This is a genomic window from Streptomonospora sp. PA3 (assembly GCF_009728995.1).
Lineage (GTDB): Bacteria > Actinomycetota > Actinomycetes > Streptosporangiales > Streptosporangiaceae > Streptomonospora.
Window position 1 is genome coordinate 312022 of the sequence record NZ_VTZW01000010.1, and the last position, 18946, is coordinate 330967.

At 72.9% G+C, this 18946-nt stretch carries 16 protein-coding genes; 10 read left to right on the plus strand and 6 right to left on the minus strand.

Annotation, left to right across the window (positions count from 1 at the left end):
- Positions 1–16: 16 nt before the first annotated feature.
- Positions 17–2245 carry an ATP-dependent DNA helicase RecG gene (gene recG / locus FZ103_RS13570; RefSeq protein WP_186356262.1) on the minus strand — a complete coding sequence of 743 codons (2229 nt, stop codon included), beginning with the start codon at positions 2243–2245 and terminating at the stop codon, positions 17–19.
- Between the two features lie 376 nt (positions 2246–2621).
- Here recG and rpmB point away from each other — a divergent pair, with 376 nt between their 5' ends.
- On the plus strand, positions 2622–2807 hold the full coding sequence (gene rpmB, locus FZ103_RS13575) for a 50S ribosomal protein L28 (RefSeq protein ID WP_184636557.1): 186 nt from the start codon (positions 2622–2624) through the stop codon (positions 2805–2807).
- Between the two features lie 122 nt (positions 2808–2929).
- Here the strand turns inward: rpmB and FZ103_RS13580 are convergent, their stop codons facing one another.
- On the minus strand, positions 2930–3628 hold the full coding sequence (locus tag FZ103_RS13580) for a cellulose binding domain-containing protein (protein WP_156001528.1): 699 nt from the start codon (positions 3626–3628) through the stop codon (positions 2930–2932).
- A 334-nt stretch (positions 3629–3962) separates the two neighbouring features.
- The gene (locus tag FZ103_RS13585) at positions 3963–5012 is read right to left on the minus strand and encodes a thiamine-phosphate kinase (RefSeq protein WP_186356263.1); all 1050 of its coding nucleotides are present in this window, start codon (positions 5010–5012) and stop codon (positions 3963–3965) included.
- A 183-nt stretch (positions 5013–5195) separates the two neighbouring features.
- On the opposite strand from FZ103_RS13585, the gene FZ103_RS13590 reads away from it, so the two are divergent.
- Both FZ103_RS13590 and FZ103_RS13595 read left to right on the plus strand, forming a co-directional pair.
- Entirely contained in the window at positions 5196–5429 is a 234-nt protein-coding gene (locus tag FZ103_RS13590) for an Lrp/AsnC family transcriptional regulator (RefSeq protein WP_156001529.1), read from the plus strand.
- A gap of 29 nt (positions 5430–5458) precedes the next feature.
- Positions 5459–5935 carry a DUF3515 domain-containing protein gene (locus FZ103_RS13595; RefSeq protein ID WP_343233518.1) on the plus strand — a complete coding sequence of 159 codons (477 nt, stop codon included), beginning with the start codon at positions 5459–5461 and terminating at the stop codon, positions 5933–5935.
- A gap of 49 nt (positions 5936–5984) precedes the next feature.
- On the opposite strand, the gene FZ103_RS13600 is transcribed toward FZ103_RS13595, so the two are convergent.
- The gene (locus FZ103_RS13600) at positions 5985–6677 is read right to left on the minus strand and encodes a DUF3105 domain-containing protein (RefSeq protein WP_186356264.1); all 693 of its coding nucleotides are present in this window, start codon (positions 6675–6677) and stop codon (positions 5985–5987) included.
- 117 nt (positions 6678–6794) lie between these two features.
- Between FZ103_RS13600 and FZ103_RS13605 the strand changes: the two genes are divergently transcribed.
- The 7 genes from FZ103_RS13605 (at position 6795) to FZ103_RS13635 (ending at position 17439) form a co-directional block, all read left to right on the plus strand.
- Positions 6795–7466 carry a DUF305 domain-containing protein gene (locus tag FZ103_RS13605; RefSeq protein ID WP_186356265.1) on the plus strand — a complete coding sequence of 224 codons (672 nt, stop codon included), beginning with the start codon at positions 6795–6797 and terminating at the stop codon, positions 7464–7466.
- Between the two features lie 209 nt (positions 7467–7675).
- Positions 7676–9172 carry a cytochrome ubiquinol oxidase subunit I gene (locus FZ103_RS13610; RefSeq protein ID WP_156001531.1) on the plus strand — a complete coding sequence of 499 codons (1497 nt, stop codon included), beginning with the start codon at positions 7676–7678 and terminating at the stop codon, positions 9170–9172.
- A gap of 12 nt (positions 9173–9184) precedes the next feature.
- Positions 9185–10294: a cytochrome d ubiquinol oxidase subunit II gene (cydB, locus tag FZ103_RS13615; RefSeq protein WP_156001532.1), complete on the plus strand. Its 1110-nt coding sequence runs from the start codon at positions 9185–9187 to the stop codon at positions 10292–10294.
- A gap of 20 nt (positions 10295–10314) precedes the next feature.
- Positions 10315–12423 carry an ABC transporter ATP-binding protein/permease gene (locus tag FZ103_RS25535; protein WP_255429967.1) on the plus strand — a complete coding sequence of 703 codons (2109 nt, stop codon included), beginning with the start codon at positions 10315–10317 and terminating at the stop codon, positions 12421–12423.
- A 92-nt stretch (positions 12424–12515) separates the two neighbouring features.
- Positions 12516–14228, plus strand: coding sequence for a thiol reductant ABC exporter subunit CydC (gene cydC / locus FZ103_RS13625; protein WP_255430007.1), 1713 nt, complete (start codon positions 12516–12518; stop codon positions 14226–14228).
- A gap of 354 nt (positions 14229–14582) precedes the next feature.
- A complete protein-coding gene (locus FZ103_RS13630; protein ID WP_255429968.1) occupies positions 14583–15200 on the plus strand; it encodes a hypothetical protein in 618 nt (205 codons plus the stop codon).
- Positions 15201–15696: 496 nt separating this feature from the next.
- Positions 15697–17439, plus strand: coding sequence for a BCCT family transporter (locus FZ103_RS13635; RefSeq protein WP_222936757.1), 1743 nt, complete (start codon positions 15697–15699; stop codon positions 17437–17439).
- An 83-nt stretch (positions 17440–17522) separates the two neighbouring features.
- Here the strand turns inward: FZ103_RS13635 and FZ103_RS13640 are convergent, their stop codons facing one another.
- The gene (locus FZ103_RS13640) at positions 17523–18098 is read right to left on the minus strand and encodes a cob(I)yrinic acid a c-diamide adenosyltransferase (protein ID WP_186356266.1); all 576 of its coding nucleotides are present in this window, start codon (positions 18096–18098) and stop codon (positions 17523–17525) included.
- 160 nt (positions 18099–18258) lie between these two features.
- Positions 18259–18858 carry a DUF1707 domain-containing protein gene (locus FZ103_RS13645; protein WP_156001536.1) on the minus strand — a complete coding sequence of 200 codons (600 nt, stop codon included), beginning with the start codon at positions 18856–18858 and terminating at the stop codon, positions 18259–18261.
- Between the last annotated feature and the right edge of the window lie 88 nt (positions 18859–18946).

The window sequence follows — 18946 nt, forward strand, 5'->3', positions numbered from 1 at the left end:
ACGTGCGGCGCCGGCGTCAGGTCTTCTCCAAATACTCCGCGCGCTCCTGTGTCACCAGCGCGTCCAGGGCCTCGGCCAGCGGCGGGTGGCCGGAGAGGTCGGGGTCGGCGTCGATGTAGCGGGCGGCCTCCTCGCGCGCCCGGCCGATCAGCTCCTCGTCGCGCAGCAGGGTGAGCATGCGCAGCGAGGACCGCCGCCCGGACTGGGCGCCGCCGAGCACGTCGCCTTCGCGGCGCTGCTCCAGGTCCACGCGCGAGAGTTCGAAGCCGTCGGCGGTGGCGGCCACCGCGTCCAGCCGCTCGCGCGCCGGCGTGCCCTCCTCGGCTTCGGTGACCAGCAGGCACAGGCCGGGCAGCCCGCCGCGGCCCACGCGTCCGCGCAGCTGGTGCAGCTGGGAGACGCCGAAGCGGTCGGCGTCCATGATCACCATGGCCGTGGCGTTGGGGACGTCCACACCGACCTCGATCACGGTGGTGGCCACCAGGACGTCGGTCCGCCCCTCGGCGAAGCGGCGCATGGCGGCGTCCTTGTCCTCCGGCGACAGGCGGCCGTGCAGCGGTTCCACCCGCAGTCCGGACAGCGGGCCGGCGGCGAGTTCGGCCGCCACCTCGGTCACGGCCAGCGGCGGGCGCCGGGCGCCTTCGGCGTTCTCGGCGCCGGCCTCGGCGGGATCGGCCGGCTCGTCGCCGGCGCCGGAGTCGCCGTCGCCGATGCGCGGGCAGACGATGTAGACCTGCCGGTGCTGCTCGGCTTCCTCGCGGATGCGCTGCCAGGCCCGCTCCAGGTAGTGGGGCTTGTCCAGCGCGGGGACGACGTGGGTGGACACCGGCGCGCGGCCGGCCGGGAGCTGGTTCAGCGCCACCACGTCGAGGTCGCCGTAGACGGTCATGGCCACGGTGCGCGGGATGGGGGTGGCGGTCATCACGAGCACGTGCGGGCGCCCCTCGGCGGACTTCTCGCGCAGGGCGTCGCGCTGCTCGACGCCGAAGCGGTGCTGCTCGTCGACGACGATGAAGCCGAGATCGGCGAAGGAGACGTGCTCCTGCAGCAGCGCGTGGGTGCCCACGACGATCCCCGCCGCGCCGGACGCGGCGTCGAGCAGGGCCTCGCGGCGGGCCGCGGCGCCCTGGGACCCGGTCAGCAGGGCCACCCGGGTGGCGTTGTCGGCGCCGCCGAGCTGACCGGCCCGGGCGAGGGGCCCGAGCATGGCGGTGATGGACCGGTGGTGCTGCTGGGCGAGCACCTCGGTGGGCGCGAGCAGGGCGGCCTGCCCGCCGGAGTCGACGACCTGCAGCATCGCCCGCAGCGCGACGAGCGTCTTGCCGGCGCCGACGTCGCCCTGCAGCAGCCGGTGCATGGGGTGCGTGGAGGCCAGGCCCTCGGCGAGGGTCGCGCCGACCTCGCGCTGGCCTGCGGTGAGGTCGAAGGGCAGGGCCGCGTCGAAGGCTTCGAGGAGTCCGCCGGGGCGTCCCGGGCGCGGCCGGGCGGCGACCTCGGCGGCCTCGCGCCGGCGGCGGGCGAGGGCGAGCTGGAGCACGAACGCCTCGTCCCACTTCAGGCGGAGGCGTGCGCGGGGGATCTCGTCGGGGTCGGCGGGCCGGTGGATGCGCTCCAGCGCCTCGTGCAGGCCCAGCAGGCGGTGGCGGGCGCGCAGGTCCGGGGGCAGCGGATCGGGGATTCCGCCCTCGCCGGGCACCTGGTCCAGCACCTGGCCGACGCACCGGGCGATGGCCATCGACGACAGGTCCTTGGTCGCCGGATAGATGGGGATGGGGCGCTCGGCGAACTCGCGGGCGCTCTCGTCGTCGGCGGCGGTGTCGTCGGGCAGCATCCGGTATTCCGGGTGCGCCAGCTGCTTGCGGCCGCGGTAGGTGGAGACCCGGCCGGCGAACATGCCGCGCCGACCGGTGACCAGTTCGCGCTGGTGGTAGCCGACCTTGGCGAAGAAGGCGAGGGTGAGGCGGCCGGTGCCGTCGGTGATGACGACCTCCAGCAGGCTGCGCGGCTTGCCGCCGGGGCCCCGGCGCAGGTCGCGCTTGTGCACCGAGTACACCTCGGCGACGACGGTCGCCTGCTCGCCTTCGGCCAGGGAGGACAGGTCGGTGAGCTCGCCCCGGGCGGCGTGGCGGCGCGGGTAGTAGCGCAGCAGGTCGCCCACGGTGTGCACGCCGAGCTCGTCGGCGACCTTCTTGGCCGTCTTGGGGTCGAGGAACTTGTCGCGCAGCGGCCGGTCCCAGCTGATCACTCGGGTCTCCCCTCTCCCCGGTGGCGGCTGCCCCTCATCGGACACGTTAGAGCGTTTCTACACCCGGGGACCGACGCGCACGGGCGCGCACGCTCGAGCCTCCCGGTCCTTCGGGTCCTTCGGGTCGGGCGGAGCCGGTATAGTGGAGGGCGGACGCGCGGTGTCCGAGCCGGGCCCCGGCCGGGGCCGGACTCTCCGGCGACCCGCTCCCGCGTACGCATCCACGTCCTGCACCGCTTCCGCGATTGGAAGTCTGCGCAGGTCGTCGTGTACGCTCCGACGGTTGGCGCGCCGTGCCAGCCTGCTCATCAGACCTCTCTCGGGTTGCCCGCACCGCTGAGACGCGTGCGGGTCCGAGCGCTTGAATGGAGTTACCGTGGCTTCCGTCTGCGACGTCTGCGGCAAGGGACCAGGGTTCGGTAACAGTGTTTCCCACTCGCACCGCCGCACCCGCCGCCGCTGGAACCCCAACATCCAGACCGTGCGCACCCGCGTGGGCGGTACGCCCAAGCGCATGCAGGTGTGCACCTCCTGCATCAAGGCCGGCAAGGTCGATCGCTGACCGCGGAGCAGCTCCGCGATCCACGGCGTCCATGAGCGCCACGGCTTCGTGCCGTGGCGCTTTTCGGCGTCGGCCCCGCTGACGCTTCGGGCGCGCGGCCGCCGGCGCGGTCCGCGGACCTGTCAGCCGGCTCCGGCCCCTGCGGCGGGGTCGGCCTGGGCCCAGTCGCAGGGGTGGCCGTTGAGCGAGCAGGCGACGGGGTTCTGTGCACGGCCGTCGGCGGTGAAGCCGAGCGTCACCGACTCGCCGGGGCCCAGGCCGCCCGACCGCTCGGGTTCACTCGCGATGATCCCGTTCTCGGTGGCCCGCCACTGGGCGTCCTCGACCGAGGTGACCTCGGCGTCGGCGAACTCCAGCACGAGCTGCCAGTCCTCCAGCACCGCCGATCCGGTGTTGGTGACGGTGACCTCGCCGGTGAACTGGGTGGCCGAGGACTCCACCGCCTGGTAGGAGACCACGCTGACCATGTCCGCGCGGGGGGCGTCGCCGCCTGAGGAGTCCTCCTCGGGAGCGGGTGGCGCGCTGCCGCCGCTGGGGGCGAGCTGCTCGCTGGCTCCGGGGGCGGTGCCGCCGCCCTGCGCCGCCGGCGGTTCGCTGAAGCGCAGGTAGATCTGGGTCGTGCTGTAGCCGAAGAGCGTCAGTGCGATGGTCACACCCGAGATGAGCAGGACGTTGAGCAGGCGGGGCGGCTGGACGCGCTTGGGCACGGTGCTGCCGAGGAAGTAGCCGACCGCGGCCAGGCGGCCCTTCTCGGCGGGCTCGGAGCGGTGCGCCCCGCGGTGCGGCCGCTCGGCGAGCGGATCGCGGCGGCCGGACCTCATGCGCTCGGAGATGTCCGGCCGCGGCTCCCGCGGCCCCGACTGGGACCGGTTCTCCGTTCCACGTGGCCGCACGGTGACCCCGTTCCGGTGCAGACTGATGAAGCAGCCAGAGCTTCGCTTGGATTGGCCTTCAAAACCGACATCTTAGCCCCGCGGGCGGGGGGATCACATCGCCCTCCGGTCACCCGGAGGCAGGGGCCCGGCGCCGTGCGTCTCCCGAACCCCTCACCCGGCGCCGTCCGACCGGAGGCGCTATGCGCCACGGCCCGCCCGCCACCGCCCCGACGGAAGCGCTCCGCGCTCAGGGCTTGTCTGCGAGGGGGCCGCGGAGCGGTCAGCGGAAGTGGTCCCAGCCTCGGGGCTGCGCCGGGGCCCCGTCGACGGTGACGCGCGGTCCCGCCGCGCCCGCAGCGGCCACGGTACCGATCGGGCGCCACTGCGGCGGCAGCGCGGCACCGGGCGGGAAGGCGGCGGCCAGGGCGTGGTCCTCGCCGCCGAAGAGCATGCGCTCCACGGCGCCGCGCCCGGCCCGGCCCAGCTCCTCCAGCAGGGCCACCGCCTCGCGCAGTGCGGGGTCGGGCACCAGCGCGGTCGAGTCGACATCGATCGCGGCCTTGCTGGCGCGGGCGATGTGTCCCAGGTCCTGCACCAGCCCGTCGCTGACGTCGAGCATCGCGCGGGCACCCAGGCGCACCGCCTCGGGGCCCTCGGCGTAGGGCGGGCGCGGCCTGCGGTGCTCGTGCACGCACGGCAGCCAGCCGGGCTCCTGCGGGGCCCCGCCCTCCCGGTCGGCCGGCTCGCTGCGCGCCGCACGCGCGCGGGGGGCGTCCTCGGCTCCGCGCACGCCGGCCTCCAGCAGCGCGAAGCCGGCCGAGGACAGGCCGAGGTTACCGGCGACCGCGATGACATCGCCCGGCAGCGCGCCGTCGCGGCGCAGGGCGGGCCGTCCCGCCAGGTCGCCCAGAGCGGTGATGGCCACGGTGATCGCGTCGGCGGCCACGGTGTCGCCGCCGACCACGGCGGCCCCGGCGAGCGCGCACTCGGCCCGCACCCCTTCGGCCAGGCCGTCGGCCCATTCGACGGGCAGCTCCGGCGGCGCGGCGAGTCCGACGAGCAAGGCGGTGGGGCGGGCGCCCATGGCCGCGATGTCGGCGAGGTTCTGCGCCGCGGCCTTGTGCCCGACGTCCTCGGCCGAGGACCACTCGCGGCGGAAGTGCCTGGTCTCGACCAGCAGATCCGTCGTGGCCACGACCCGCCGGTCCGGGGCGTTGACGATCGCGGCGTCGTCGCCGGGGCCGAGGATTACGTCGCCTGTTCCCGGGAATCTGGCCGTCACGCGCTCGATCAGCCCGAATTCGCCGAGTTCCCCAATGGTGCTCCACACAGCTCTCAGGGTACGGTGACGCCTCGGTACCACTGGTCTAGACCCTGCACGCGGCGATGCGGTCCTGCGTCCTGCGGTGCCCGCTGTGCGCGGCGCCGGGCGGCAGGAGCGAGGAACAGGCACGAGGACGGACGGACCGGCGGGATCGGCACGGCCGGCGAGCGATGAGCAACGGAGGGTTCCATGGTGCAGGCATACGTGTTGGTCCAGACCGACGCGGGCCGGGCGGCCGACGTCGCGCGGGATATCAAGGGGATCGACGGGGTCACCCAGGCGGAGGACGTCACCGGCCCCTACGATGTGATCGTGCGCGCGCAGGCCGAGGACGTCGACGCGCTGGGACGCCTGGTCGTGGCGCGGATCCAGCGGCTCGACGGCATCGCCCGCACGCTCACCTGCCCCATCGTGAACATCTGAGGGGCGACCAGACACGGCACGGGGGTCCGGTGGCAAGGACACGACGGCGCGCCGCCGCGGCGCTGGCCGCGCTCGGCGCAGCGGGCCTGCTCGCGGGCTGCTCGGCGCAGGCGGTGCAGATGCCCGCGCCCTCGCCTCCCCCGGCGGCCGACGACCTGTGCCGCGCACTGGTGGACCGGGTGCCGCAGACCCTGTTCGGCCAGGAGCGCATCGAGGTCCGCCCCGAGACCCCCTACGCGGCGGCGTGGGGCGATCCCCCGATCGCGCTCCGCTGCGGTGTGGGCCGCCCGCCGGAGCTGCGGCCCGACTCCGAGCTGATGGTCGTCAACGAGATCGCCTGGCTGCCCGAGCCGGCCGAGCGCCCCGACCTGTTCACCGCGGTCGGCCGCGAGGCGTACGTGGAGATGACGGTCCCGCACTCCTACGGCGCGCCCGGCGAGGGGCTGGTGCCGATCAGCGACCTGATCGCCCAGGAGATCCCCGCCCTGCCTCTCGGCGAACTCTGAAGCGGCGGTGCCGCCCGAGCGCCGGGCGCTCGGGCGGCACCGCCCCGCCTCAGCGCTGCATGCCGCCGGTCAGGGCGTCGAGGCCGCCGGCCTCCTCCAGCTCCGCGGCGGTCATGTCCAGGCCGCCCGTGCAGGCCGCGCCCGGCTCCGGCACGTTGGGGCTGCGCTCGAAGGCGCGCAGGAACTGGGAGAGGCGCTCGTCGCCGGGCGACTTCACCTCGATCTGGTTGCCCCAGGCGCTGGCCACGATCGGCGCGGGCATCTCCGCCTCGTCGTAGGGGCTGACCATGACGTAGCTGCCCTGGTTGTAGAGGGATTCCAGCTTCTCCACCTTGGACTCGGCCAGGCCGGGCTTGTAGGTGATCCAGACCGCGCCGTGCTCCAGGGAGTGCACCGCGTTCATCGTCGACACGGGCGCGTCGTAGACTCCGCAGTTCTGCCAGACGGCGTGGTGGTCGCCTCCGGCGGGCGGGGTCATCTTGTAGTCGACGGGCTGGGTGACGTGCTGGTTGGTCAGTCCGTCGTAGGTCTTGAGGTTCTCGATGTCGGACGCCTGAACGCCGCCTCCCCCGAGGCCGCGGTCGTAGGCGGTCCAGATTCCGAAGCCCACCAGTCCGGCGAGCAGCACTCCCGCACCCGTGAAGGCGGTGACGCGCAGGATGCGGCTCCGCCGCTCCTCGCGCTCCCGCTGGCGGCGCCGCTCTTCGGCCTTGCGGCGGCGTTCGGCTGCGTTTTTGGCCACTGTGCTTCTCCCGGGGGTGGATCGTCACGCGTCATGCACCGCTACGCTCAGAGAGCAGGGTGCGCCATCCCGAACGCCCGATTCGCCAGAATGGTTCCCATTGGTGGGGAAGAGCATATGACAGAGACGGTGGACGAAGACACCTCGCGTAGCCACGAGGATGGCCACGCCGCCGCCCGGCGCCGGCGGTCGGTGCCCCTGCTGATCGCCGTCCCCCTGGTGGTCGCGGCCCTGATCGGCGGCTACCTGCTCGGGCGGCCGGCCCACCCGGTGGACGGCTCCGCCGACGCCGGCTTCCTGCGGGACATGAGCGTGCACCACTCGCAGGCGGTGGACATGTCGCTGATCGTCCTGGAGGAGGCGGACGACCGGGTCCTGCGGACCCTGGCCACCGACATCCTGCGCACCCAGCAGGAGCAGATCGGCCGGATGCAGGGCTGGCTGGTGCAGTGGGACCTGCCCGCGCGCGGGGCGCAGCCCCGGATGGCCTGGATGCAGGGCCACGGCGGCCACGACGCGGGAGGCGACTCGCCGGAGCGGATGATGGGCATGGCCTCCGAGGCGGAGATGGACGAACTCCGCGCAGCCGAAGACGAGAGGGCCGAGACGCTCTTCCTGCAGCTGATGATCGACCACCACGAGGGCGGCGTCGAGATGGCCGAGGCCGAGGCCCGGCTGGGCGGCGAGCAGATGGTGGTCGACTTCGCCGCCGGGATGGCCGAGACCCAGCGCAGCGAGATCGAGCTGATGGAGCGGATGCTGCGCGACCGGGGCGTCGAGCCGGAGTAGCGCCCCGGTGCCGCGGGCTCGCGTCCGCGGCACCCTGCGCCCGCACCGCTGCGCTCCGCCCCCTGCGCGCCGCCGGAGCTGCGATCGCCCCGCAGGGCCGCGGGTTCGGGTGATGTGTGCCTCTCCGACCGCGGTCGACTACGACGCCGTGTAGAACTACAGTTTGTAGTACTACGGGCCGTCTAAAGAAGGCGCTTGGAGAGGCGGGCATGGACGCTCTGGATCTCGCACGGTGGCAGTTCGGCATCACGACCATCTACCACTTCCTGTTCGTGCCCCTGACGATCGGGCTCTCGGTGATCGTCGCCTCGCTGCAGACCGCCTGGCACCGCACCGGCAAGCACCAGTACCTCCAGGCCACCAAGTTCTTCGGCAAGCTGTTCCTGATCAACTTCGCCATGGGCGTGGTCACCGGAATCGTGCAGGAGTTCCAGTTCGGGATGAACTGGAGCGAGTACTCGCGATTCGTCGGCGACGTCTTCGGCGCGCCCCTGGCCATGGAGGCGCTGCTCGCCTTCTTCCTGGAGTCGACCTTCATCGGCCTGTGGATCTTCGGCTGGGACCGGCTGCCGCGCCGGGTCCACCTCGCCTGCATCTGGGCCGCGGCCATCGGCACCAACCTGTCGGCCTACTTCATCCTCGCGGCCAACGCCTGGATGCGGCACCCCGTCGGCTTCACGCGCAACCCCGATACCGGCCGCGCCCAGCTCACCGACATCTGGGCGGTACTGGGCAACACCCAGGCGTGGTCCACCTACCTGCACGTCGTGGCCGCGGCCTTCATCACGGCGGGGATGTTCGTGGCCGCGGTCAGCGCCTACAAGCTGTGGAGCAACCGGCCGGCACGGGCCGCCGGACACGCGGCCGGGGCGGCGGGCCGCGAGGTCGGCGGGGACGGCGCCGCTCCCAGCACGCCGGCCGGGCGCGAGCGGGAGCTGTTCCGCACCACCCTGCGGGCGGGCATGGTGGTCACCCTGGTCGCCGGCGTACTGGCCGTCTACTCCGGCGACCACCAGGCCAAACTGGCCGCCGCCTACGAACCGATGAAACTGGCCGCGGCGGAGGCCCACTGGGAGACCGAGGAGGGCGCCTCCTTCTCGACGTTCGCCGTGGGCGACACCGACGAGCGGCTCAACGTCATCGACGTCGACGTGCCGCACGTGCTGAGCTTCCTGGCCACCGGCGAGATCGACGGCACCGTGCAGGGCATCAACGACCTCCAGCACGACTACGAGGAGATGTACGGCGAGGGCGACTACACGCCCAACGTCTTCGTCCTCTACTGGGCGTTCCGGCTGATGATCGGGCTCGGCCTGTTCGGGGTGGCGGTCTCGGCGCTGGGCCTGTGGCTGACCCGGGGTCGCCGGCTGCCCGAGTCCCCCTGGTTCTACCGCGCCGCCGTGCTCGCGCTGCCCGCGGCACTGGCCGCCAACATCCTCGGCTGGATCCTCACCGAGATGGGCCGCCAGCCCTGGACCGTGCACGGCGAACTGCTGACCGCCGCCAGCGTCTCCCCCGGCGTCAGCCTCGGGACGGTCGCCTTCTCCCTGGCGGCGTTCACGGCGATCTACGGCGTCCTGGCCGTCGTCGAGGCCGCGCTGCTGTGGCGCTACATCAAGGCCGGCCCCTCCCACGTCGTCCCCGACCGCGACGACGAGGAGCCGGGCGGGCAGGCCGGCACCCACGTCCCGGCCTTCGTCTACTAGGAGCCGACGACCATGGAACTCCCCGACATCTGGTTCATCGCCATCGCCGTCCTGTGGACCGGCTACTTCGTGCTCGAAGGCTTCGACTTCGGCGTGGGCGTGCTGCTCCCGTTCATCGGCAGGGACGACACCGACCGGCGGGTCATGATCAACGCGATCGGCCCGATCTGGGACGGCAACGAGGTCTGGCTGATCACCGCGGCGGGCGCGATGTTCGCCGCGTTCCCCGCCTGGTACGCCTCGACGTTCAGCGGCTTCTACCTGCCGCTGCTGCTCATCCTGCTCGCCCTGATCGTGCGCGGTGTGGCCTTCGAGTACCGGGGCAAGGGCGACACCGACCGCTGGCGCGCCTGGTGGGACCGGGCGATCTTCTTCGGCAGCGCGGTGCCGGCGCTGCTGTGGGGTGTCGTCTTCGGAAACATCGTGCGCGGGGTCCCGATGAACGCCGACGGCATCGTCACCGGCGGGACCGCGGACCTGATCAACCCCTACGCCCTGCTGGGCGGGCTGACCACGCTCGCGCTGTTCACCCTGCACGGCGCCGTCTTCCTGACCCTCAAGACCGCCGGCCCGGTGCGGGCGCGCGCTCGCGCGGCGGCGACGCGCGCCGCCGTGGTCGCGGTGCCGGTCGGCGCGGTGTTCCTGGCCTGGACCCAGGTGGGCTTCGGCGCCGGCTGGACGCTGCCGATCGCGGCGGTGTCCGCGGCTGCGCTGGCCGCCGGTGCCTGGCTGGCCGCCGGCGGGCGCGAGGGGTGGTCGTTCGCCGCGACGGCGGTCGCCGTCGGCACGGCGGTGGTCACCCTGTTCGGGTCGCTGTACCCGGCCGTGCTGCCCTCGACGACCGACGCCGCATTCGACCTGACGGTGCGGAACGCGTCGTCGGCCCCCTACACGCTGACGGTGATCTCCTGGGTGGGGGCGGTCTTCCTGCCGGTCGTCCTCGTCTACCAGACCTGGAGCTACTGGGTGTTCCGCAAGCGGGTGAGCCGCGAGCAGATCGACCCGACCCCCGCCTATGGTGGCAGTGAGCCGCCCCCGGCCGGCGGCGGAGGCGGTGCGGGCGCCGCTCCGGGCGGCGCGCCGCGGGGTCCGGCCCCGGCGCCCCGCGCGGCCGGCGACTGAACCCCGGGAGGACCTGGCCTATGAAGCCCCTCGACCCGCGCCTGGTGCGGACGGCGCGCGCCGTCCGGGTGCACCTCGCCGTCACCGTGGTCACCGGCGTGGCCGTGACCGGGTTCGTGCTGGCGCAGGCGTGGCTGCTGTCGCGGGTGATCTCCGGGGCGGCGGCGGGGATGGGCACGGCGGAGCTGGGCTGGGCGATCACCGCGGTCTCCGTCGTGGCACTGGCGCGGGCGGCCATGGCCTACGGCGCGGAGACCGCTGCGCTGCGCTCGGCCGCGATGGCCAAGTCGCAGCTGCGCCGGCGGCTGGTGGCCCACGTCACCGGCACGGGCGGAGCGGCAGAGGAAGACGGGCGTCCCCCGGAACACGCGGGTGGCGCGGACTCCCCCGGGCCCGCGAGGTCCTCGGGGGCGGAAGCGGTCTGGTTGTCAGGGCAGGCCGGTTCCGACGAGGGGACGAGCACGCCACGCGCCGGCGAGTTGGTCACGCTCGCCACTCGTGGCCTCGATGCGCTGGACGACTACTTCGCCCGGTATCTCCCGCAGCTGGTGCTGGCGGTGCTCGTCCCCGCCGCCGTCCTCGTCGTCGTGGCGGGGGCGGACTGGATCTCGGCGGCCGTAATCGCGGTGACTCTGCCGCTGATCCCCCTGTTCATGGCCTTGGTGGGCTGGCACACCCGGGCGCGGACCGAGCGCCAGTGGCACCTGCTGAACCGGTTGGGCGGCCACTTCCTGGACGTGGTGGAGGGGCTGCCGACACTGGCGATCTTCCGCCGGGCCAAGGCGCAGGCCGCGATCATCAGGCGCATCACCGACGAGCACCGGCGCACCACCATGGCGACGCTGCGGGTGGCGTTCCTGTCGGCGTTCGTGCTGGAGCTGCTCTCGACTCTGGCGGTGGCCCTGGTGGCCGTGGAGATCGGGATCCGGCTCATGTACGGCCTACTCGACTACCAGACGGCGCTGCTGGTGCTGATCCTCGCCCCTGAGGCCTACCTCCCGCTGCGCGAGGTGGGCGCGCGCTTCCACGCCAGCATGGAGGGGGTGGCGGCCGCAGAGCAGGTGTTCACAGAGCTGGAGAGGCGACGAGCGAGCGGAGTGGACGCCGGCGACACCGAAGGCGACACCCGGGGTCCGCGCAGCCGAGCGAGAAGCCGAACGCTCCCAGAAAACACCCCGTTGGAGAGGCGACGAGCGAGCGGAGTGGACGTCGGCGACACCGAAGGCGACACCCGGCGTCCGCGCAGCCGAGCGAGAAGCCGAACGCTCCCAGAAAACACCCCGTTGGAGAGGCGACGAGCGAGCGGAGTGGACGCCGGCGACACCGAAGGCGACACCCGGCCACCGCCGGGCCGAACGGAGTCGGGGGACCGCCGTGCGGACGGCCGCCGTGCCATCGGGGACGGTGCGGTCTGGATCCGGATGGAGGACGTGCGGCTCGTCTACCCGGGGCGGGAGGCGCCCGCGCTCAACGGCGTCGAGCTGCTGATCGCGCCCGGGCGATCCGTGCTGCTGGCGGGACCGAGCGGATCCGGCAAGAGCTCGCTGCTCTCCCTGCTGCTGCGGTTCACCGAGCCCGTGTCCGGGCGCATCCTGGTGCGCGCCGCCGAGGGCGGCCCGGCGGGGCTCGGCGCGTCCGGCTCCGGCGCCGAATGGGTGCCCCTACAGAGCGTCCCCGTCGAGGAATGGCGTCGGCGCATCGCGTGGGTGCCGCAGTCGCCGTACCTGTTCGACGACACCGTCGCCGACAACATCCGGCTGGGAGCGCCCGACGCCGGCATGGACGAGGTCCGAGCGGCCGCCGAGCGCGCCGAGGCCGACGGCTTCATCCGCGCGCTGCCCGACGGGTACGGGACCCGCCTGGGTGAGCGCGGCGCCCGCCTGTCCGCGGGCCAGCGGCAGCGCATCGCCGTGGCGCGCGCGTTCCTGCGCGACGCGCCCATCGTGCTGCTGGACGAACCCACCGCCCATCTCGATCCGGACAACGCCGCCGCGGTCCGGACCGCTGTGATCCGGCTGCTTCGCGGACGCACCGGCGTCGTGGTCGCCCACGACACCCGCTGGGCAGACGCCGTCGACGAGGTGGTGCCGGTGCGCGCCGGGCGCGTCGAGTCGGGGGTGGCCCCATGATCGGTACCGGAGCCTCTGCGCAGAGCCCGCGGGAAGCCGCGACCGGTGGCGGCGGTCCGCCCGCCGCGCCCGGCCGGGACCCGCTGTGGCGGATGATCGCGCTGGCGCGTCCGCGCAGCGCCCGGTTCCTGCTGGGGGTGCTGCTGGGCGCTCTCGCGACGGGATCGGGGGTGGCGCTGCTGAGCGTCGCCGCCTGGCTCATCGCGCGGGCTGCGGAGCACCCGCCCATCACCGCGCTGAGCGTCGCCGTGGTCGCCACGCGGGCGCTGGGCATCTCCCGCGGTGTCACCCGCTACCTGGAACGGCTGGTGACCCACGACGCCGCGTTCCACACGCTGGCCGACGTGCGCGTGCGGGTCTACCGGCGGCTGGCCCGCACGGAGCCGGTGCGGCGCTTCCGCTCGGGCGATCTGGTTTCGCGGCTGGTCAGCGATACCGACGCCACTCAGGATCTGCTGGTGCGCGGGCTGACCCCGCCGCTGGCGGCGGTGCTGACAGGCGGGGCGGCGGTGCTGTTCTGCACGTCCGTGCTGGCGCCGGGCGGACTGCTGCTGGGCGCGGGGCTGGTGCTGGCCGGGCTGGCCGTGCCGCTGGCCGCGGCTGCGCTCGGGCGGCGGCCGGGCAGGCGGCAGGCCGCCGCGCGCGGCGAGCTGTCCACGGCCCTGGTGGACACCCTGTACGGGGCTCCCGACCTGGTGGCCTACGGCGCCATGGAGCGTGCGGTGCAGCGGGTGCACGACGCCGACGCGGAGCTGACGCGGATCGCCCGGCGCGACGCCGCCGTGCTGGGGTTCGGGGCGGGGGCGACCTCGCTGATCACCGGCCTGACGGTCTGGGGCGCGCTGCTGCTCGGCGTCGCTGCGGTGGATGGCGGTTCGCTCAGCGCGGTCTCCCTGGCGGTGCTGGTGCTCACGGTGCTGGCGGCGTTCGAGATCGTGGCCCCGCTCCCCGCTGTCGCGGCGCGGTTGGGCGCCATCCGCGCCGGCGGAGAGCGGCTGTTCGGCGTCCTGGACACGCCGCCGTCGATCGCGCCGCCGGCGGACCCGGCGCGCCGACTTCCCGCCCCTGGCGCCGCCGGTGCGCCGGAGAGCGGCCTGCGCGTGCGGTCGCTGTGCGTGCGCTACGCGCCCGACGAGCCGTGGGCGCTGAAGGGGGTGGACATCGACGTGCCGCCGGGGCGCACTGTCGCGGTGGTCGGCCCCAGCGGCGCCGGAAAGAGCACACTCGCCGCGGTGCTGCTGCGGTTCCGCGATCCCGATACGGGGACGGTGCGGCTCGACGGCGCCGACATCACCGCCTGTCCCGCGGAGGAGGTCCGCGGCGCGATCACCGGGGTGCCGCAGGATCCGCACATCTTCGCGAGCACGGTGCGGGAGAACCTCCGCCTGGCAGCCCCGGAGGCGGACGACGACCGGCTCTGGGAGGCGCTTGAGCGGGCCCGGCTCGCCGAGGAGGTGCGGGCGATGCCGGGCGGGCTGGGCACCGAGGTGGGTTCGCACGGCATGCGGCTGAGCGGCGGCATGCGGCAGCGGCTCGCGCTGGCGAGAGCACTGCTGGCGGCGCCGCGGACGCTGGTGCTGGACGAGCCGACCGCGCACCTGGACCCCGACACCCGCGACGCCGTGGTGGCCGACCTCCTGGCGGCGGCCGAGGGCTACTCGACGCTGCTGATCACCCACGACCTCGCCGGGCTGGACCGCGTGGACGACATCTACGTGGTCGCCGAGGGCGAGGTCGTCGAGCACGGAACGCACGAGGAGCTCGCGGGCCGAGAGGGCTGGTACGCGCGGGCCCTGCGGGTCTGACCCGAGCGGGGCGGCGGCAGGGGCGGAACCGTCCCCGGGTACCGCCTCGGCTTCTTGAACAGCACGTAGACACACCGCCTTCCCTCCTCGCTCGGTCGCGCCTGTTTTCCGCGGGTGCGCGGGGCGCCTTGAGGCGCCGCCTTCCCTCCTCGCTCGGTCGCTCGTTCCTCGCTTCCTCGCTCGTCAGTCCAGACGGCGCCGCGCCCCGCACCCCCGCTCGGGGCCTCGCTTCCTCGCTCGTCGGTCCAGACGGCGCCGCGCCGACACCCGCTCAGCGGTAGGCGGGGCCCGTTCGGGGGCGGTTGTCCACAGGCGTCGAATCGGGTTGGCGGGCCGGGCCGCAGGACTTCGAGCATGGAGATGACCGGGCGCCCGCAGGGGGTGCCCGCGGCTCCTTCGGAGGTGCCCATGGGCTTGACCGCCCGCGTCCTGTCGACTGTGCTCGTCTTCACGGTGATCGCCGCCGGCACCGGGCTCCTACCGCCTCCGCCGGCCGGCGGCGCGGTCAAGGAGGTCGGAATGCACGAGCTGGCGGGATTCACCCTCGATCACCTGCCCGCCGGGATCGGCGACCAGGTCACGGACTTCCGCACCGAGTGGGGCGGTGTCGCCTTCGCCTCGCGGGTGTGGGAGCGCGAGCTGCCCGACGGCGGCTACAGCGTCGATCTCAAGGTCAACGTCATGCGCGGAGATCGCCTGGCCGACCTCCCGGCGGCGCGCGCCTTCCTCGCCGAGTACCACGAACGCGATCCCGCCGAATGGGCTCTGCGCCCCTTCCGCCACGGCCGAGCACCGGGGCACCGCACCGACGGACTCGTGTTCTGGCTGGCAGAGCCCGGTCTGGTGGCGGAGGTCCGCCTGGACCCCGCGCGGTTCCCCGAACCCGAGCTCACGGCCACGGCGCTGGGGATGCACCGCGCGGGTAGTGGGCAGTGGAACTCCGGGCAGGACACCGGAGGCGTCCGGCGCTGAGGCTGCGCGCCGCCGCCTGAGTCGAGGCGGCGATGCGGAACCGCATCGATACGGTCGCCGGTGTCGCGCCCGGGCTCAGGGGCCGCCTGCCGCGGTTCCCACCGCGGGCGGCGCGGGGTTGCGTGTCCCACCGCAAGGGCCGGTTTAACGCGCCGTGCATCGGGAAGCCCCTGAGCGTTACAAAAACCCAAAACGACTATTCAGGACAAAACAAAGCGGTGTTAGAGAACGGTTATTCGAGTGCGACCGCTCTTCGCCCGCCGCGGCGGCGGTCGCCTGCCGCGGCACCACTCGGACAGCATCCCGGAGCACGGCCCTGACCACGCCGCATGTGCGCAAGAACACGCCATTGCGCCGGTTCTCCGTATTCTCTGGCACACACATAAGTTTGCTTTGTGATTTCCCCGGATCCGCTCGGTCGCACGCACGCGGGCGTCGCGTGAGTCGCGCGTGCCCGGCGGGCGTATGCAGGGATTGACGTCCAATTGGGATGACTATGGCAACCACAAGTGAGACACCGACCCCCCGAGAAGAAACGGAGCCCGATCAGCGGATCGACCCCATCGTCTTCGGGGTGTCGATCGTACTCGTCGCGGTGTTCTGCATCGTCGGCTCCGTGTGGCCCGGCGCGATGGGAACCGCCGGCACCGCGGCACTGAACTGGATCGTCGGCAACGTCGGCTGGGTGTTCGTGCTCGCCGCTTCGGGGTTCGTGATCTTCGCCCTCGTGCTCGCGTTCAGCCGCTACGGCCGGATCCCGCTGTCCCAGAACGGAGAGGCCCCGGAGTTCTCCACGGTCTCGTGGGTCGCCATGATGTTCAGCGCCGGCATGGGCATCGGCCTGATCTTCTTCGGCATCTACGAGCCGGTATGGCACATGGCCAACACCCCTCCCGACAGCGGCGCCGCCGACGGCAGCCAGGAGGCGGTCACCACCTCCATGGCCTTCACGCTGTTCCACTGGGGACTGCACCCCTGGGCCGTCTACGCGGTCGTGGCCCTGGCGCTGGCCTACTCCATGTTCCGCAAGGGCCGCGGCAACCTCATCAGCTCCCCCTTCCAGGCCCTGTCGAAGAAGGACGTCGAGTACACCTGGTGGGGCAGGTTCATCAACATCTGGGCCATCATCGCCACCAAGTTCGGCGGTGCCACCTCCCTCGGCCTGGGCGCCCTGCAGATCGGGGGCGGCTTCTACCTGTTCACCGGCATCGGGGGCAGCTTCGCCAGCGAGAGCACCGAAGCGCTGAACGTCGCGCTGGTGATCATCATCGTGCTGGTGGCCCTCGCCATCGTCTCCGCGGTCAGCGGTGTCGGACGCGGCATCAAGTGGCTGTCCAACACCAACATGGTGCTGGCCGCGCTGCTGGTGGTCTTCGTGTTCATCGTCGGCCCCACGGTGTTTCTGCTCAACCTCATCCCCGAGGCGATCGGAGCCTATATCTCCGACCTGATCCCGATGAGCTTCCGCGCTCCCCTGTTCGGCCACGTCGACTGGTTCGCCGGGTGGACGATCTTCTACTGGGCGTGGTGGATCTCCTGGGCGCCGTTCGTCAGCACGTTCATCGCGCGCATCTCCCGCGGCCGCACCATCCGGGAGTTCGTGCTCGGCGTGCTGCTCGTGCCCACCGTCGTGTCGGCGCTGTGGTTCATCTTCCTCGGCGGCGCCGGCATGGACCTGCAGTTGAACGGCGTCGACATCGCGGGTGCCAACAACGAGGCCGTGGCGTTCTTCACCGCTCTGCAGGAGTACCCGGGCTTCACCGCCACCGGAATCCTGGTGATGTTCCTCGTGGCCATCTTCTGGGTCAGCGGCGCCGACGCCAGTGCGCTCGTCCTCGCCACGCTGTCCTCGCACGGGACCGTGGAGCCGAACAAATGGCTGGTCGCCCTGTGGGCGGCCCTGAGCGCGGCCGTGGCCGGGGTGCTGCTCTATGTGGGCGGCCTCGAAGCACTGCAGACGTTCACGATCATCATCGCCTGCCCGTTCGTGCTGGTGATGGTCGGGCTGTGCTGGGCGCTGTACGCCGACCTGCGCATCGATCCGCTCCGGGAGCGCCGGCCCGCGCCCGTGCGCGGGATCACGCCGTCGCCGGGCTCCTACGGCCTGATCACCGGTGTGGTCACCCCGCGCGACGTGCTGGAGGCCCAGGGCGTGGCCGGAAACAGCGAAAGCGGCCGGCAGTCCGGCCAAGGCGGCAGCGAAGACGGGACCTCCTCCTCGCAGCGGCGCGACTCCTAGAGTCTCCGCCGAGCACGTGAACGGGCCGGTCGGTTTCGACGGACTCGAAACCGACCGGCCCGTTCACGCGGCCGTGCGGGGTCTCAGCTCTGGACGGACTCCTCGGTCGCGGTGAGGGTCAGCCCGGGCTGCCACAGCAGGTCGCCGTGCTCGGCGTTGGCGCTGCGGGCAAGCACGAACAGCAGTGCGGACAGCTGGTTGAGGTAACTGGGCGCCAGGGTGTTCATGGAGGCGCCGTTCTCCTCCACGGCGATCCACGCGTAGTGCTCGGCCATGCGCACCGACGCGCGCGCCTTGTGCAGGAACGCGGCGCTGGCCGTGCCGCCGGGGATCACCGCGCCGGGGACCTCGTCGACCTCCCGGGTGTAGGCGTCGTAGAGGCCCTGGACCCGGTCGATGTAGGCCTGGGTGATCCGCACCTGGGCCGCATCGTCGGACGTGGTGGGAGTGTGCAGATCCGCGTACACGTCGAGCAGGTCGTTCTGCAGGCCGGCCAGCAGGTTGACCATCACCTCGGGCAGCGCGCCCCCGAAGGCGATCACCAGCCCGATCGTGGCAGCGGCGTCGTCGCAGCACGCCAGGGCGCCCACGCGCGGATCGCCCTTGGAGACGACGCTGTTGTCGCCCAGGACCGTGGTCTTGTCCTCCGTGTCCCGCATTCCTGTGTGGTCTTGGTCCACTCGTGCGCTATCGCTACCTGTCATGGCGCCTACCCTAACCACGCACGACCGGTCCGATTCGGCACCGCCGACATCCAGCGCACCGCCGCGCGGCTCGTCCACCAGGCGGTTCGCGCAGGCGCCGACGGGGTCCGGCCGCCTAACCCCAGAGGTCCCAGTCGGCCCAGTCGTCCACACGCCGCCGATAGCGCACTTTCAATGCGCCGCCTTTGACGTTGCCGGTGATCCGGAAATGCGGGGCGGGAGGCGCGGGGGTGTCGGGAACCGCGGAGTCGAAACTGCCGAACCACGATGTGTCCACCCCGGCGACCGCGGTGGCCCCGTCCGGCAGCACGATCTTGGCGTGGCCCCACGGGCAGTGCACCAGCACGTCGACGGTGCCGGCGAGCAGGGTCGCCTCGTGGAAGTCCAGCCGGGTGTCGCCGTAGGGATTGCTCACCTCGACCCGCTGGGGCACACGCCAGTTGCCGCGGCGGACGACGGTACCGGCGGTCGAGCGGATCACCAGCGGGGCCGGGGCGCCGGCGCCGGGTGCTGCGGTCCGGCGGGGTACCGGCGACGGGGGCGCCGCTTGGGCCGCCGGGAGGTCGGCGGTGATGGGGGCGAGGTCGGCGTAGGTGCGGGCGCGGTAGGTCCGGTCGAGGCGCTCGCCCAGTTCGTCGAGAGTGATGCGGCCCTCGGCGACCGCGTCCTGGAGGATCCGCGCCACCCTGTCGCGGTCGCCGTCCGAGGCGCGCATACTTCGCGCGTCACCGTCTGGACCCACGCTGCTTCCCATCGCCCCAGTGCTTTTCGTGCCTGTCACCCTGCGCCCGCTCCGCGGGCCG

Coding starts and splice junctions, on each gene's coding strand:
- FZ103_RS13580 (WP_156001528.1), bottom strand. CDS start 3,628: ATGAGGTCCGGCCGCCGCGATCCGCTCGCCGAGCGGCCGCACCGCGGG.
- FZ103_RS13590 (WP_156001529.1), top strand. CDS start 5,196: ATGGTGCAGGCATACGTGTTGGTCCAGACCGACGCGGGCCGGGCGGCC.
- FZ103_RS13605 (WP_186356265.1), top strand. CDS start 6,795: ATGACAGAGACGGTGGACGAAGACACCTCGCGTAGCCACGAGGATGGC.
- FZ103_RS13610 (WP_156001531.1), top strand. CDS start 7,676: ATGGACGCTCTGGATCTCGCACGGTGGCAGTTCGGCATCACGACCATC.
- cydB (WP_156001532.1), top strand. CDS start 9,185: ATGGAACTCCCCGACATCTGGTTCATCGCCATCGCCGTCCTGTGGACC.
- FZ103_RS25535 (WP_255429967.1), top strand. CDS start 10,315: ATGAAGCCCCTCGACCCGCGCCTGGTGCGGACGGCGCGCGCCGTCCGG.
- cydC (WP_255430007.1), top strand. CDS start 12,516: ATGATCGCGCTGGCGCGTCCGCGCAGCGCCCGGTTCCTGCTGGGGGTG.
- FZ103_RS13630 (WP_255429968.1), top strand. CDS start 14,583: ATGGAGATGACCGGGCGCCCGCAGGGGGTGCCCGCGGCTCCTTCGGAG.
- FZ103_RS13635 (WP_222936757.1), top strand. CDS start 15,697: ATGGCAACCACAAGTGAGACACCGACCCCCCGAGAAGAAACGGAGCCC.
- FZ103_RS13640 (WP_186356266.1), bottom strand. CDS start 18,098: ATGCGGGACACGGAGGACAAGACCACGGTCCTGGGCGACAACAGCGTC.
- FZ103_RS13645 (WP_156001536.1), bottom strand. CDS start 18,858: ATGCGCGCCTCGGACGGCGACCGCGACAGGGTGGCGCGGATCCTCCAG.